The following is a 14,089-nucleotide window of genomic DNA, read 5'->3' as shown; positions in this document are numbered from 1 at the left end:
TCCCATGGAGCTCCTAATTGTCCCGTGTCAAGCGTCGGTAGAGCAGGGCGAAGGCCACGGCGGCCACCGCCACCCAGGCGAGCGTGACCGCCAGCGGCACGAGCGCGTCGGGCGTGAACAGGTTGCCCTGGGCCAGCAGCAGCCCCAGCTCGTTCATGCCGCCGGTGGGCAGGTAGGCGGCCACCTCCGAGAAGCCGTCCACCATCTGGGCGAACATGGGGGCTATTCCCAAGATGAGCACGGGCATGCTCAGTACGCCGGCCGACATCTGGTCGCGCGCCGCCAGCCCCAGCAGCAGCGACAGCAGCACGAGGGGCACCGAGCCCACGATACCGATGGCGACGAACGCCGGAAGGCCCCCAAGCGGCTGGCCGATAACCAGGTAACAGGCCGCGTCGACCACGGCGATGGCCGCGAGCGTCACCAGGCCGCGGGAGGCCAGCACCTGCTCGGCGCTCACGTTCGCCAGCATGAGCGTGCGCAGCGTGTGCTTCTCCTTCTCCTCGGCCAGCGCCGTGAGCGTGGCCATGGAGGCTACCATGGTGGTGGTGAACAGCAGCGACCATGAAACCAGCATGAGGGACAGCCCTTCCGCCCCCATCTCGCCTCCCACGGTGTCGCCGAACGCGTAGCGGTAGAACAGCATGAACCCGACGGGCAGCAGGCAGCACACGAGCATGGTGGGGTTGCGCGCCACGTCCTTGAGGTCCTTGCCCAGAAGCGCCCCGGTCTTGCGCAGCGTGGCTTCCATTTAAAACTCCCTTCCCGTCAGTTCGAGAAACACTTCTTCCAGATTCGGCTCCACCGAGTGGATGGACAGGCACCCTCCCGAGGCCAGCGCCTCGGCCACGGCGGGCGCTCCCGCCGCGTCCTTCGACGCGCGCACGACGCGCCCGTCGGCCAGGCGTATGAGCACCTCGTTCTTGGCGAAGCGCAGCCGCAGCGCCTCGGGGGCGTCGCAGGCGACGAGCCGGCCCTCGTCCAAGATGCCCACGCGCCGGCACAGGTCCTCGGCCTCGGCCATGTCGTGGGTGGTGAGGAACACGGTGGTGCCGGCGTCGTTCAGCTCGCGCAGCATCTTGTGCACCTCGGCGCGCGCCGCCGGGTCGAGGCCGCTCGTGGGCTCGTCGAGGAACAAGAGCTCGGGGCCGTGCACGAGCGCCGCCAACAGCGCCGCGCGCTGGCGCATGCCCTTCGAGCAGTTCTTGATGAGCGTCTTGCGGTCGACAGCCAGGTTCATGCGCTCCAGCAGCGTGGGCAGGTTGTTGCCGGTCACGCCGCGGATCTTGGCGTAGAAGCGAAGATTGTCCTCGATACTCATGCGCTCGTACAGGGCGCTCGTGTCGGACAGGATGCCGATGCGCTCGTAGTCGGCGTTCGATGCGTGCTCGATGGGCCGCCCGAACAGCGTGATGCGGCCGGAGTCCTTCACCAGCTGCCGCGTGAGCAGCTTGATAGTGGTGGTTTTGCCGGCGCCCGAGGGGCCGAGGAAGCCGAAGCACTCGCCGCGCTCCACCTGGAACGCCAGATGGTCGAGCACGCGCTTCGTCTTGAAGCTGAGGGACACGTCCTCCATGGACAGCAGGGGGTTCATGAGCGACTCCTTTCAACGGCGCGGGCTTCGAGTTTTTTCACGCGGACGTCCAGTTTGACGTGGAGCCACAGGCTGGCGACGACGTACACCACGAAGGCGAACGAGACCGCGAGCAGCAAGATGGCCAACTGGTTGATGGTGAGCACGGAGCGCTCCTTCGTCTCAGGGGCTCGCTCGAGGCGGCCCGTCGGCTGGTTGACGGGTCCCATTAACGCATTGGGCAAGCCGCTGAACAAGGGAGACGCGACGTCAGGAGCGGCCCGTGCGACGACAGGAGCGCAGGAGGGTACGAAAGGAGCAGGGCGAGGGCGTTGTTCCCCTCACACGTCGCGTGGGGCGCGCCGCAGCGTGACGGCCAAGGCGATGGCGGCGACGGCGATCCACGCGACGGTCAGCACGGCGGGGAGCACGGCCTCCGCAGAGAAGAGGGCATCCTGCGCGAGCAGCTGGGCGAGCGCGAACATGCCGCCGGTGGGCAGGAAGGCGGTGAACGGGATGAGCGCCTCGCTGTACTGGAAGAACATCGGGGCGAGCCCCACGAACAGGATGGGCACGCTGTACAGGCTGGAGTCCGTCTGGTTGCGGGCGAACACGGCGGGCACCAGCGAGAGCAGCGTGATGACGGTCGCGCCGGCAGCGCCGAGCGCGACGAGCGGAAGCAGCCGATGCAGCGGCTCGCCGGCGCAGAGGAAGCACGCAGCGGTGACGGCGGCGGTGAAGAGGACCGACGCGATGCCGCGCGCGAGCAGAAGCCGCTTCAGGCTGACGCCGGCCAAAAGCAGCGTGCGCAATGCGCCCTTCTCGCGGTCGAGCGCCGTGGTGTAGAGCGCGATGGTGGGCGGGGCCATGGTGGTGGCGAACGTGAGCATGGTGGGGAACACGAACCAGCTCATAACGTGCCGGGCATCTTCCGCTCCTCCCAGCACGGCCTGGTACAGAACGGTGAACCCGACAGGCAGGATGCAGATGACGAGCAGGCCGAGGTTCTTCGCGGTGTCCTCGAGGCACTTCGCCACCAGCGCGCCGGTCGTGCGCAGCGTTCCTTGCATCGTTTCGTCTCCTCCGTCTTCTCGGTGCGGCCTCTAGAAGCCGTATCTCTCGCGCATTTCGTCCGCGCGCCCTTTGGCGAGCGGCACGGACGTCTTCGCGGCGTCGTTCAAAGTGAGGTTGAAGCTGTTGCGCGTGTAGCGCTCCACCTTCGCCACCCGCTGCACGTTCACCACGAACGAGCGGTGGCAGCGGAAGAACCCGAAGCGGCCCAGCTGGGCCTCCAACTCGTCCATGGTGAGCGGGGTGGGGTAGAGCGTTCCGTGCACCGAGACGTAGTTCGCCTTGTTCATGCTCTCGGCGAAGTCGATGTCGCGCGGGTCGAACAGCAGCGTGGCCGTGTCGGTTTTGGCGGGGATCTTGCACACGCGCACCTCGTCGCCGGCGAACGCCGGGCCGTCCTCGTCGGCGCCGCTCTCGTTCCCGTCGTCCTGCTCGACCTCGATGAAGCGGCCGTCCTCGTGCCAGAACACGCTTCCGGGCATGAGCAGCGCCTCGCGCATGGGCTCCAAGGTGGTGAAGAAGCGGCACCCGTGCTCGGTGCGCTCGGCTATCCAGGACAGCGCCGCCTTGCGCCCCTCGGCGTCGAGGTCGGCGAGGGGCCGTTCCAGAAAGCACACCTCCGGCTCGAACAGGCTCGCGCGGGCCAGGTTCACCAGCGCCATCTGGGCGGGAGAGGCGTCGCGCAGGCGCAGCTTGGCCGCGTCGCGCAGGCCGAAGTGGGCGATGGCGTCCTCGTGGTGCACGCCGCCGGCCAGGCGGCTGTACAGGCGCAAATGCGAGGTCACCGTTTCCACCGCGCTGCCGCGGTCGGTCTCCACCGCGAAGGCGAGCCGCCGCGTGCGGAAGCGTGCGCGCACCACGGCCAGCAGGGCGGTGGAAACGTCGCGCCCGCACTCGACGTGAACGCTGCCCTGCTCGGAGTCGACGAGCTCTTCGGGCGAGGCGTACTCGGCCATGCGCTACTCCGCGCGATCCGCCGGCAGGATCTCGAGCCAGCAGCCGTCCGGATCCTGGATGAAGTAGATGCCCATGCGCTCGTTCACGAAGCACACGCAGCCCATCTCGTCGTGCAAAGCGCGGGCGGCGTCCAGGTCGTCCACCTCCAAGGCCAGGTGCGTGTCGCGCCCGCCGTTGTCGTAGGGCTCCGTGCGCCCGCGGTTCCACGTGAGCTCCAGCTGGAACGGGGCCTCGTCGTTGCCGATGAACACGTTCTCCCACGATCCGTCGTCGGGTCCCATGCGGCGCTGCACGGTCAGGCCGAGCGCGCGCTCGTAGAACGCGAGGGAAGCCTCCAGGTCGAGCACGTGGATGCATTCGTGGACCATCTTCGCTTTCATGGGCGCTCCTTCGTTTTCCCGGCCGTCCGCAGGCGCGGCCGTTGTCGTGTTCGTGCAGCGCCGGTAGCGGTTCGGCGACGCTGCGTGATTCCACAGTATAAAGCAAGCGTGCCTTCCGCGCGGCCGATCGACGCTTGTCCTCACCCTTCGCGCGGCGTCGTTTGCCGTCGAGCGTTTCCTTGCTTGTGTGCTGGCGGGCATCTTTGCGCCCTGCTCTGCCTTCGCCGTTTGTGGCGATCGGGAAGCGTTCGTGCGGGGGAGGCTTGCATGCTTCGTGGGTGGTGCTATACTGGCGCAGAAAATAAACTGACTAGTCAGTCAAAAATGATACGACTGACCTAGCGAGGGAAGGATGTGAAGGCATGCAGGAGACGCAACAGCCGTCGGCGCGGCTCGCGCCGAGCGCGCCGATCGGGGTTCGAACGGCGTCGGGCGGGCAAGCGCAGGGCCGCCCCGAGTCGGGCACGTTCGTGCGCGAGGGCGTCGAGCTCGTGGGCGAGCCGTACATTTCCGCGCGCGGCTTGGGGTTGAAGACGTTTGCGGGGTATGCGTACCACGACGTGGACGTCGACGTGCACAAGGGCGAGCTCGTGGCCGTGCGCGGGCGCAACGGCAGCGGCAAGACGGCGCTGCTGCTCACGCTGGCCGGCCGCATGAAGCAATCCGAGGGCACGCTGACCGTGGGCGGCTTCGAGCTTCCGCGCCAGCGCGCGAAGGTTGCCCGGCACGTGGGGTTGAGTCTGTTCAAGGGCGTCAACGACCTGCAAGACAGTTTGACGGCGGCATCCGCCGCAGGCGCCGAGCTCGAGCTGTACGGCCGCAAGGCGCGCCACGACGCGGTGCTCGACTACCTGCGCGCATGGGGCCTCGCCGACGTCGCGACCATCCGCGTGAAGGACCTCACGTCCGAGAAGCTCACGCAGCTGGGCATCGCGCTCGCGTTCGCGGGGGAGCCCGATGCCGTGGTGGTCGACGACGTGGAGGACCAGCTGACCATGACGCAGTCGGAGGGTCTTGTGAACCTGCTGCTCGACGCGGCGCGCACGCGCGGCGTCGCCATCGTCATGGGCGTGGTCGAGCGCGACCTGGCCGCCATGGCCGACGCGTGCGTGTACCTGTCGAAGGAAGGTGAGTGAACCATGGCGTTCAAGGGCTTGCGCTTCGCCGGACTGGAGTGGAAGAACATCACGGCCTCGAAGGTCATGTGGGTGGTCATAGCCGCCATCGCCATCATGCCGCTTCTGTACGGCGCGCTGTACCTGGCCGCGTTCCAGGACCCTTACGCGCGGTTGAACACGGTGCCGGTGGCCGTGGTGAACGAGGACGAAGGTGCCGTCATAGCAGGCGAGAGCCGCAACCTGGGCGACGACGTGGTGGACGAGCTCAAGGGGACCGACGACGGCCTGGGATGGAACTTCGTCTCGGCCGACGAGGCGCAAAAGGGCTTGGAGGACGGCGCGTACTTCATGACGTGCACCATTCCGGCCGACTTTTCGAAGAGCGTCTCGTCGGTCGATACGAGCGCGCCCGAGAAGGCGCAACTGAACATCGAGTACAATCAAAGCGAGAACATGCTGGCCTCGCAGATCGGCGAGACGGTGTGGAAAGAGGTGCGCCAGCGCGTGAGCGATTCGGTGGCCACCGAATATTGGACCACGGTGCTCGACCGCGTGGCCGATTCCGGCAAGGACATCCAGACGGCGGCCGATGGCGCCGGCACGCTCAAGGACGGCCTGGTGACGGCCCAAGACGGCAGCCGTGCCATCACGACGAACCTCGGCACGCTGGCCGACGGCGCCACGGCGCTCGACAGCGGCTTGGGCGCTTTGGAGAGCGGCGCGTTCACGCTCAGGCAGGGCATGCTCTCCCTCGTGTCGGGCGCGAACCAGCTGAAGGGCGGCGCGGGCCAGGTGGCGAGCGGTGCGGGCAGCGTGGCCTCCGGTGCGGCGCAGCTGAAGTCCGAGGGCACGAGCGCCCTGGCCGCAGGCGCGGGCGAGCTGGCGAACAGGACGTCCGGCCTGCCCGACGAGCAGAAGGTGCAGGAAGCCGAGAAGGGCTCGGCGCAGATATCCGGCGGCATAGCCGGGCTGCAAGCCGCGGCGGGCAAGCTTGCTGCGGGTGCGCAGGGCATCCAGGGGGCGGCAGGCCGGCTGTCGGCGGGCGTCGGCACCTCGTCCGACCAAACCGACCAGACCGTCTACGGCGGCGCGAACCTGCTTGCGGCCGGCATCGGCGCATCGGGCGACATGACCGATCAAACGCTCTACGGCGGCGCGAACGTGCTCGTCGCGGGCGTGGGCTCTGCGTCGGACGACTACACGGCGGGCACGCTCTACGGTGTCGTGAACTCGGAGAAGGCCGCCGTCGATGCGGCTTATGCCGCGTTGGACGGGGGCGACCCGGACACGGCTCTCAAATATCTTGCAGAGGCAAAGAGCATCGCTCCCTCCAGCGTCAAGGCTGCTTCGGAGTTGGCGACCGGGGCTTCCACCCTCCAAACCGGCGTTGGCGCGGCGGCTGCCGGCGTCGCGAAGCTCCAGGCGGGCGTCGGCCAGGTGGCGGACGGCATCGGTTCTGCGACCGACACGACCGACCAGACGCTTTTCGGCGGTGCGAACCTACTCGCGGCCGGCATCGGCGCGCCGCAGGACGCGTCGACCGCCACGCTCTACGGCGGCCTCAACAACCTCGCCGCCGGCTACGGCAGCCTTTCCTCGCAGCTGCTCCCGCTCGTTCAGCAGTCGCCCGCTTTGCGCGAGGCCGTCCTTCGAATCGACGCCGGCGCCAACCAGGTGAACGGCAAGATGTCCGAGCTCGTCTCCGGCGCTTCGCAGGTGGCCGACGGCGCGTCGCAGGTCGACGCGGGCGCCTCCTCGGCCGTCTCGGGCGCGAACCAGCTGAACGACGGCGCCGCGCAGCTGGTTTCGGGCGCGGCGAGCGCCAAGGACGGCTCCGCGCAGATCGCGTCCGGCGCGGGCCAGCTCAAGGACGGCAGCGCCACGCTCACGTCGGGGCTGACCGACGCCGTGGACGGTTCGGGCGAGCTTTCCACCAAGCTTGCCGAAGGCGCGCGCACGGCGGCCGACCAGACCTCGAACATCGCAGGCAAGTCCGAGGTCATGAGCGATCCCGTCGAACTCGTGAACGAGTACTACACCACCGTGAAGAACTACGGCACGGGCTTCGCCCCGTACTTCATGGCGCTGGGCCTGTGGGTGGGCGGCCTGGTGGCGGGCTTCGTGTTCAAGCCGCTCAACAACCGCCTTATCATGTCGGGCGGAAGCCCCCTCACGGTGGCGTTCGCCAACTACCTGCCGGTGGCGTTCTTCTCGCTCATCCAGGCGACGCTGCTCATGGTGGTGCTCCAGTTCGGCTTGCAGCTGCAAATCGATAACGTGCCCGCGTTCTACGCCATGGGGTACCTCACGGCGCTCGTGTTCGCGGCCATCATGCAGATGCTCATGGCGGCCTTCGGGTTCCCCGGCAAGTTCGTGGCCATCATCCTGCTCATGCTGCAGCTCACGGCCTGCGCCGGCACGTTCCCCATCCAAACGACGCCGGACTTCTTCCAGGCCATCAACCCGTACATGCCCATGACGTACGTGGTGTCCGGCATGCGCCAGATCATGACCGGCCTTGATTACCGCATCGTGGGCTTCGACTGCCTCGTGCTGTTCGCCATCGGGGCGGTGTGCTTCGCGCTCACGTGCCTCGTGGCTTGGCGCAAGCGCACGGTGCGCATGGACGATCTGCATCCGGTGCTGCAACTGGGTTGACGCGCGCGAGGTGCCGGTAACGTATAATGGAGCGGCTCGACGCGCGATGCGCCGGGCCGCGGAGGTGATGATCATGGGGAAGAAGCAGGCGGGTGCGGGATCTGCGGCAAGGGTCGCGAAGGCGGAATCGCCGACGGGTCGCGCGCGCGACGATGAAACGGCGTCGGACGCGGCGCGTGCGGGAAAGCCGTCCAAGCGCGGCGGCAAGGCGGACGCGACGCGGAAGCTGCTGCTCGAGGCGGCGCTGGGCGTCATCGGCGAGAAGGGGTACTCGGCCGCCACGGTCGACGAGATCGTGGAGGCGGCCGGCGTGTCGAAGGGCGTGGCGTACTACCACTTCAAGAGCAAGGCCGCCATGGCCGAGAGCATCTTGGAAGAGGGCATCAACGAGCTCATCGAGGATTTCGAGGCCATCGCGGCCGAGGCTCCCAACGCCCCCGAGGCGCTCACGGGCATGATCGAGCGGTTCGCCACGCGCATCTTCGAGAACAAGGCGTTCGGGCGCTTCTTCGTGTCGGAGCTGTGGCGCGAGGGGCGTGCCTGGTCCGACGCCATGCGCGGTTTCGAGGATCGGTTGCTGCACTTGCTGGAAGGCCAGTTGAAGCGCGGCCAGGACGAGGGTTTCATCCGCCTTGAGATCGACCCGGCGTTCGAGGCCGTGGCGCTGGTGGGACTCGTGCTCACCACCGCGCTGTACTATCTGGGCGGCTCGATGGGCGGGGCGCTTGCCGCCGGAGGGTCCGGGACGGCGCAGGGCTTCGCCATCGGCGGTGCGCACGAGGCGGCGGCATCCGGCCCGGCCGCCTTCCCCGTGAACGCGTCGGGCGCCCACGGCGAGGGCGAGCCGTGCTCGGTGGCAGAGGCCTTCTCCCACGCCGACCAACAGCGCGCCAAAGATGCGTTTATTGAGCGAATTTGCGACTTCGTCCGCCATGCGAACGCCCGTCCGGGGCTGTTGCCTTAAAATTTTGGCGAAAGCAACCCCGGTCGCTCCGGTTCTTCGTGCCGCGCGACGCGGCGGCAAAGCGGAGAAGGAGCGATCGTATGTGCGGAATCGTCGGATACACCGGAGGGCGCCCTGCCCAGGACATCCTCATCGAGGGCCTGCGACGGCTCGAGTACCGCGGCTACGACTCGGCGGGCATCGCCGTCGAACAGGGCGGCAAGCTCGAGGTCGTGCACCGCAAGGGCAAGGTGGGCGGCCTCGCCGAGACCGTCGCCAACCTTGCTATCGCGGGCACCTGCGGCATCGGCCACACGCGCTGGGCCACACATGGCAAGCCGAGCGAGCGCAACGCGCATCCCCACACGTCCTGCGGCGGGCACATCGCCGTCGTCCACAACGGCATCATCGAGAACTACGCCGAGCTGCGCGACGAGCTGGCGTCCCGCGGCCACGAGTTCACGAGCGACACCGACACCGAGGTGGTGGCCCACCTGGTGGAGGAGGCGTACGTGGACGATCTGCTGCAGGCCGTCCACGAGGCGGCGGCGCGCCTCGTCGGCGCCTACGCGCTGGCCGTGGTGTGCGACGCCGAACCGGGCGTCATCGTGGCCATGCGTAAGGACTCCCCGCTCGTGGTGGGGCAGGGGGCCGACGGCGCCTACGTGGCCTCCGACATGATCGCGCTCATCGACGCCACGCGCGACGTGGTGGTGCTGGGCGACGGCGAGGCCGCCAAGCTCACGTCCGAGGGCATCCGCTACTTCAGCGCGTTCGGCGAGGAGATATACGAGCCCAAGGTCGCGCACGTGGACTGGGACGTCGATTTGGCGGAAAAGGGCGGCTACCCCGACTTCATGCTGAAGGAGATCCACGAGCAGCCCCGCGTCATCCGCGACACGCTGGCCGGCCGTTTGGTGGACGGGCATCTGGCCATCGACGAGCTGGACCTGTCGCACGAGGAGCTCAACCTCATCGACCGCGTGTACGTCATCGCGTGCGGCACGTCGTACCATGCGGGCCTTATCGCGAAGAACCTTATCGAAGGCTGGGCGCGCATTCCCACGGAAGTGGAGGTGGCCAGCGAGTTCCGCTACCGCAACCCCATCATCACGCCGTCCACGCTCGTGGTGGCGGTGTCGCAGTCGGGCGAGACGGCCGACACGCTGGCCGCCATCCGCGACGCGCGCGTGAAGGGCGCGAAGGTGTTCGGCATCACCAACGTGGTGGGCTCGCCCGTGGCGCGCGAGAGCGACGGCGTCATCTACACGAAGGCCAACAAGGAGATCGCCGTGGCCTCCACGAAGTCGTTCCTGGGCCAGGTGGTGAGCCTCACGCTTTTGGCCTTGCTGCTGGCGCAGTCGAAGGGCAAGCTCACCACGAACCAGGTGCGCCTGCTGTTCCGCGAACTGGCCGACACGGCCGAGCAGGTGGAGGTGATCCTGTCCGACACCGCCGCCATCGACGAGGCGGCGCTCGCCTGCAAGGATGCGGCGAGCGCGCTGTTCATCGGGCGCGGCATGGGGGCGGCCATCAGCAAGGAGGGCGCGCTCAAGCTCAAGGAGATCAGCTACCTGCACGCGGAAGCCTATCCGGCCGGCGAGATGAAGCACGGTCCCATCGCGCTTCTGGACGACGGGTTCCCGGTCATCGCCATCGCCACGCAGAGCCCCGTGTACGACAAGCTCGTGTCGAACCTGCAGGAGAGCAAGGCCCGCGGCGCCATGGTGGTGGCCGTTGCCACCGAGGGCGACGAGGACATCAAACAGCACGCCGACCACGTGATATACATTCCGAAGGTGCGCGACGCGTTCTCCGCCATCACGGCCAGCGTACCGCTGCAGCTGTTCGCGCGGTCGATCGCGGTGGCGCGCGGCTGCGACGTGGACCAACCGCGAAACCTGGCGAAGTCGGTGACGGTGGAGTAGCGCTTCGACCTGCGAGACCGCGCAAGACGTCGGCGGCGTTCAGTCGCTCGGGCGTGCGACCTGCGGGACCGCGAAAGGGGCCGGCGGCGTCCAGTCGCTCAGACAGTCCTCGCTGCGCTGCGGAACTCGCTTGGTGAACGCCGCCGGCCCCTTTCGCTCCAAGGTGGAAGCAGGCGACGGTGAGTCCGGTCGGTTCGGGGCGGGTCGAGGCGTGGCCGTCGGGCTGGGGCAGCCAGGTTTCGGCGAGGAGAGAAGAGAAGGTCAACCTGTGAGTGATAATATTGCTGGGACGGAAAGCGTTTCACCTGTCGTTTCGGGTGGTGCGGAAAGCGCCCCCCCTGTCATCCTGAGCATTCGACAGTCCAGTGGACTGTCGAACTCCCGAGCACGCGAAGCGAGCGCAGGGGGGCATCGCGAAGCGATGACGCGTAGCGCGGAGCCGAAGGATCTCGGACCCGGGTCGGATGTGCAAGCGGGAGCTGCAGAAGCCGCACAGCCGCAAGTCTCCGTGCGGCGCGCGAGCGCGCAGGCGTCCGCAACCGACAAGGTCGCCGACACGTTCGGCGATGCTCTTGAAGGTCAGGTGGGGCTGGGCGTGGACATCGTGGAGATCGCGCGTATGAAGGCCATCCTTGCACGCACGCCCAGCTTCGCGACGCGGGTGTTCTCCGACGAGGAGCGGGCGTACTGCGAGGGCACGGCGTCGCCCGAGGTTCACTTCGCCACGCGCTTCGCGGCGAAGGAGGCCGTGGTGAAGGCGCTCGGCACCGGGTTCTCGCGCGGGATCGGGGTGCGCGACATCGAGGTGCGGCGCAACGCCAAGGGGCGCCCCTACGTGGTGCTGTCGGGGCGCGCGAAGGAGATCGCCCACGAGCAGGGCGTGCGCGAGCTGCCGATTTCCCTGTCGTTCACGCATGCGGAGGCCGTGGCCTGCGCCATGGCCATCACCGAGGACTCCCTGCGCGCCGCCGAGAAGCGCGTCGACCCCATGGAAGAGCTGTCGAAGCAGTTCAAGGAGGCCCGCAGCATGCTCGACGAAATCGGCGAGCCGCCTGCTCCTTCCGCCGCGAAGACCCCTGGGTCGTCGCTCGACGCATCGGCGTCCTCTGCAGCCGGGCCGTCCGCGCCTTCTGCCGCTGAGGTTTCCGAATCTGCCGGCGCCGCAGTGCTTTCCGCAACAGAAGCGCCCGAGCCCTCCACCGAGTCGGCCGCGAAGAGCCCCTCCGATGAAAGGCCTGCCACGAGCTGACGCTTGCGGGCTCTCGGCGGAGCCCTCGTCTTGGTATCGCCGCTTGCGGCGATCCGGGCCTTCCGGTTGCCTGAGCTTGCGACGAATCGGAAGGCCCGGCGGCTCGGCCTCCGAGCTTCCTTTCGGCGTCTCCGGTTGACCGTTTCTTTCGGTAAATTAACGCGAATCATTGAACTCTGTGCCCGAACCGTCTAAGTTGGATTGAAGCATGACGCACGGTGAGAGGCGAGGAGGCGCACGATGACGCCAGAACACGATACGCGCGGCGAGCACGGATCCCATCGGGCCGCGCCGCATCCGGAGCGCCCGACAAGTTCCGTCGATCCTGTGTCTTCCGACGGTTACGCATCGTTCGTGCCGGCTGCTCAGAGGGCGCGCCACGGGCATGTCGACCAGCGAGCTTCGGCACCTCAGAAGCCGAAGCTGCCTCCGAAGAGGGCGGCCCTCGTGTTCGGCGGAGCCCTCGTTGCCGTGCTTTTGATCGTTTACGTGGCGGGCGCGGTCGTGTTCATGGACCGCTTCATGCCCAACACCACCGTCATGGGCAAAGACGTGTCGCTCAAAACGTCCGCCGAGGTGCAGGACATGCTGGTGGATGTGGCCAAGAGCTACACGCTCGACGTGTCCGGCCAAGGTTTTTCGCTGAAGCTTACGGCTGCGGACATGGGCACGGGGGTTAACAGCGAAAGCGTGACGGACGCCATGCACGCCGACATGAACCCATGGGCCTGGCCGGTTGAAGTGTTCGGCACCCACGACGAAACCGACAAGTTCGCCACTTCGAACGGCAAGCTCGACGACGCCGTGCACAAAGCGGTGGAGGCGTTCAACGAGACCGCCGAGCCGCCGCGCAATGCCGGACTCGATTACGACGAGGGCGGCAAGAAATTCGTGGTGCGCACCGAAACCGTCGGGCAGGCGCTCGACGCCGACCGCGTGGCCGAGGCGGTGAACGCGTCCGTCGCCAAGCTGGAACCCTCCGCAACGCTCACCGAAGACGCGCTGCTAAAGCCCACCCTGCTTTCTAACGACGAGCGTTTGGCGAAGGCGGCGACCGATGCGAACGCGCTGCTCAAAGCCGACTTCTCCTTGAAACTGGCCGATGCGACCGTCGCCCAGGTGAACGCCGACCAAATAGCTAGCTGGATGCGCCTGAAAGAGGACGTGTCGGTGGGCGTCGACGACGATTTGCTGGCGGCTTGGGTTCAGGACATCGCCTCCCAATGCAACACGTACCAAGCGCGACGCACCTTCACGCGCGCCGACGGCAAGGAGGTCACCGTGTCGGGCGGCGTGTACGGCTGGATCGTCGACAAGGACAAGCTGAAGGAAACGGTGGCGAGCGGCGTGCAGTCGGCCCAGACCGGCGACGTGCCCATCCCCTGCGAGCAGAAGGCCGGCGCCTTCAACGGCTTGCACGGCCGCGATTGGGGCAACCGCTACATCGACATCGACCTGACCGAGCAGCATGCGCGCTTCTACGACGACAGCGGCAATTTGGCGTGGGAGTCCGACGTGGTCACGGGCACGCCCGACGGCGAGCACGACACGCCCGAGGGCGTCTACGTCATCAACAGCAAGGAGAGTCCGTCCAAGCTGATCGGCCAGATGAAGCCCGAGACGGGCGAGCCGGAGTACCAAACCGAAGTGAAGGCGTGGATGCCGTTCGTGGAGAACTACATCGGCCTGCACGACGCCGAATGGCAGCCGGCATTCGGCGATTCGCGGTACTCGTCGGGCTACGGCAGCCACGGCTGCGTGAACTTGCCGGTGGACAAGGCGACAGCGTTGTACGACCTCATCGCAACCGGCGACGTGGTGGTGTGCCACTGGTAACTGGTTCCTATGCCGACCACGGCGGCCAATATCGCGGGGGTCGATGCGATGGTGCTCCATTGACGGGCGACGCAACCGCGCAGGGTCGAAACCCCTGCGTCTGGCGCTTCCGCGTGCGGCATCGCGACGGGTGGGCGGCGAACTCCTGCTGAGGGCGTGTGCTGGCAACTCATGAAGAAATGGCGCAACGCCGTGCTTCACGCCATGTGCAGAGAGGCTAGGCCCGTTCTACGGCCCCCGACGGTCGTGGTGTTTGCAGCAGAATTCAGGCATGCAAAGCGAATGCATGTTCAAGGTCGTTCCGCTGTTAAACCAATATTGACATAGTCCCTATTTTGGGACAGCAAAAAAGGCTCTCCGTCTTACGATGCAACTG

At 67.3% G+C, this 14,089-nt stretch carries 12 protein-coding genes; 6 read left to right on the top strand and 6 right to left on the bottom strand.

What is annotated here, in order from left to right:
- Nucleotides 1-13: 13 nt before the first annotated feature.
- From HCH03_RS13440 to HCH03_RS13415, 6 genes are all read right to left on the bottom strand, one after another.
- Nucleotides 14-751, bottom strand: a complete 738-nt coding sequence (locus HCH03_RS13440) for an ABC transporter permease (RefSeq protein WP_221689900.1) — start codon at nt 749-751, stop codon at nt 14-16.
- A complete protein-coding gene (locus HCH03_RS13435; protein WP_221689899.1) occupies nt 752-1,594 on the bottom strand; it encodes an ABC transporter ATP-binding protein in 843 nt (280 codons plus the stop codon).
- A complete protein-coding gene (locus HCH03_RS13430) occupies nt 1,591-1,740 on the bottom strand; it encodes a hypothetical protein (protein ID WP_221689898.1) in 150 nt (49 codons plus the stop codon). The genes HCH03_RS13435 and HCH03_RS13430 overlap by 4 nt, the downstream gene beginning before the upstream one ends.
- A gap of 174 nt (nt 1,741-1,914) precedes the next feature.
- Nucleotides 1,915-2,643, bottom strand: a complete 729-nt coding sequence (locus HCH03_RS13425) for an ABC transporter permease (protein ID WP_221689897.1) — start codon at nt 2,641-2,643, stop codon at nt 1,915-1,917.
- Nucleotides 2,644-2,676: 33 nt separating this feature from the next.
- On the bottom strand, nt 2,677-3,600 hold the full coding sequence (locus HCH03_RS13420) for a LytTR family transcriptional regulator DNA-binding domain-containing protein (RefSeq protein ID WP_185904964.1): 924 nt from the start codon (nt 3,598-3,600) through the stop codon (nt 2,677-2,679).
- Nucleotides 3,601-3,603: 3 nt separating this feature from the next.
- Nucleotides 3,604-3,981: a VOC family protein gene (locus HCH03_RS13415; RefSeq protein ID WP_221689896.1), complete on the bottom strand. Its 378-nt coding sequence runs from the start codon at nt 3,979-3,981 to the stop codon at nt 3,604-3,606.
- A gap of 362 nt (nt 3,982-4,343) precedes the next feature.
- Here HCH03_RS13415 and HCH03_RS13410 point away from each other — a divergent pair, with 362 nt between their 5' ends.
- From HCH03_RS13410 to HCH03_RS13385, 6 genes are all read left to right on the top strand, one after another.
- Nucleotides 4,344-5,117 (top strand): ATP-binding cassette domain-containing protein, encoded by a 774-nt coding sequence (locus tag HCH03_RS13410; RefSeq protein WP_221689895.1) that lies wholly within the window; start codon nt 4,344-4,346, stop codon nt 5,115-5,117.
- Nucleotides 5,118-5,120: 3 nt separating this feature from the next.
- A complete protein-coding gene (locus HCH03_RS13405) occupies nt 5,121-7,757 on the top strand; it encodes a YhgE/Pip domain-containing protein (RefSeq protein ID WP_221689894.1) in 2,637 nt (878 codons plus the stop codon).
- 73 nt (nt 7,758-7,830) lie between these two features.
- Nucleotides 7,831-8,721: a TetR/AcrR family transcriptional regulator gene (locus HCH03_RS13400; RefSeq protein ID WP_246600041.1), complete on the top strand. Its 891-nt coding sequence runs from the start codon at nt 7,831-7,833 to the stop codon at nt 8,719-8,721.
- Between the two features lie 80 nt (nt 8,722-8,801).
- Nucleotides 8,802-10,628: a glutamine--fructose-6-phosphate transaminase (isomerizing) gene (glmS, locus tag HCH03_RS13395; RefSeq protein ID WP_221689893.1), complete on the top strand. Its 1,827-nt coding sequence runs from the start codon at nt 8,802-8,804 to the stop codon at nt 10,626-10,628.
- Between the two features lie 421 nt (nt 10,629-11,049).
- Nucleotides 11,050-11,877, top strand: a complete 828-nt coding sequence (gene acpS, locus HCH03_RS13390) for a holo-ACP synthase (RefSeq protein WP_221689892.1) — start codon at nt 11,050-11,052, stop codon at nt 11,875-11,877.
- Between the two features lie 240 nt (nt 11,878-12,117).
- The gene (locus HCH03_RS13385) at nt 12,118-13,713 is read left to right on the top strand and encodes a L,D-transpeptidase family protein (RefSeq protein ID WP_221689891.1); all 1,596 of its coding nucleotides are present in this window, start codon (nt 12,118-12,120) and stop codon (nt 13,711-13,713) included.
- Nucleotides 13,714-14,089: the final 376 nt, after the last annotated feature.

Source organism: Gordonibacter massiliensis (ex Traore et al. 2017), from assembly GCF_019731765.1.
GTDB classification, from domain to species: Bacteria; Actinomycetota; Coriobacteriia; order Coriobacteriales; family Eggerthellaceae; genus Gordonibacter; species Gordonibacter massiliensis.
The sequence above is the reverse complement of the archived record's forward strand: the minus strand, read 5'-3'. Positions and strand labels throughout refer to the sequence as shown.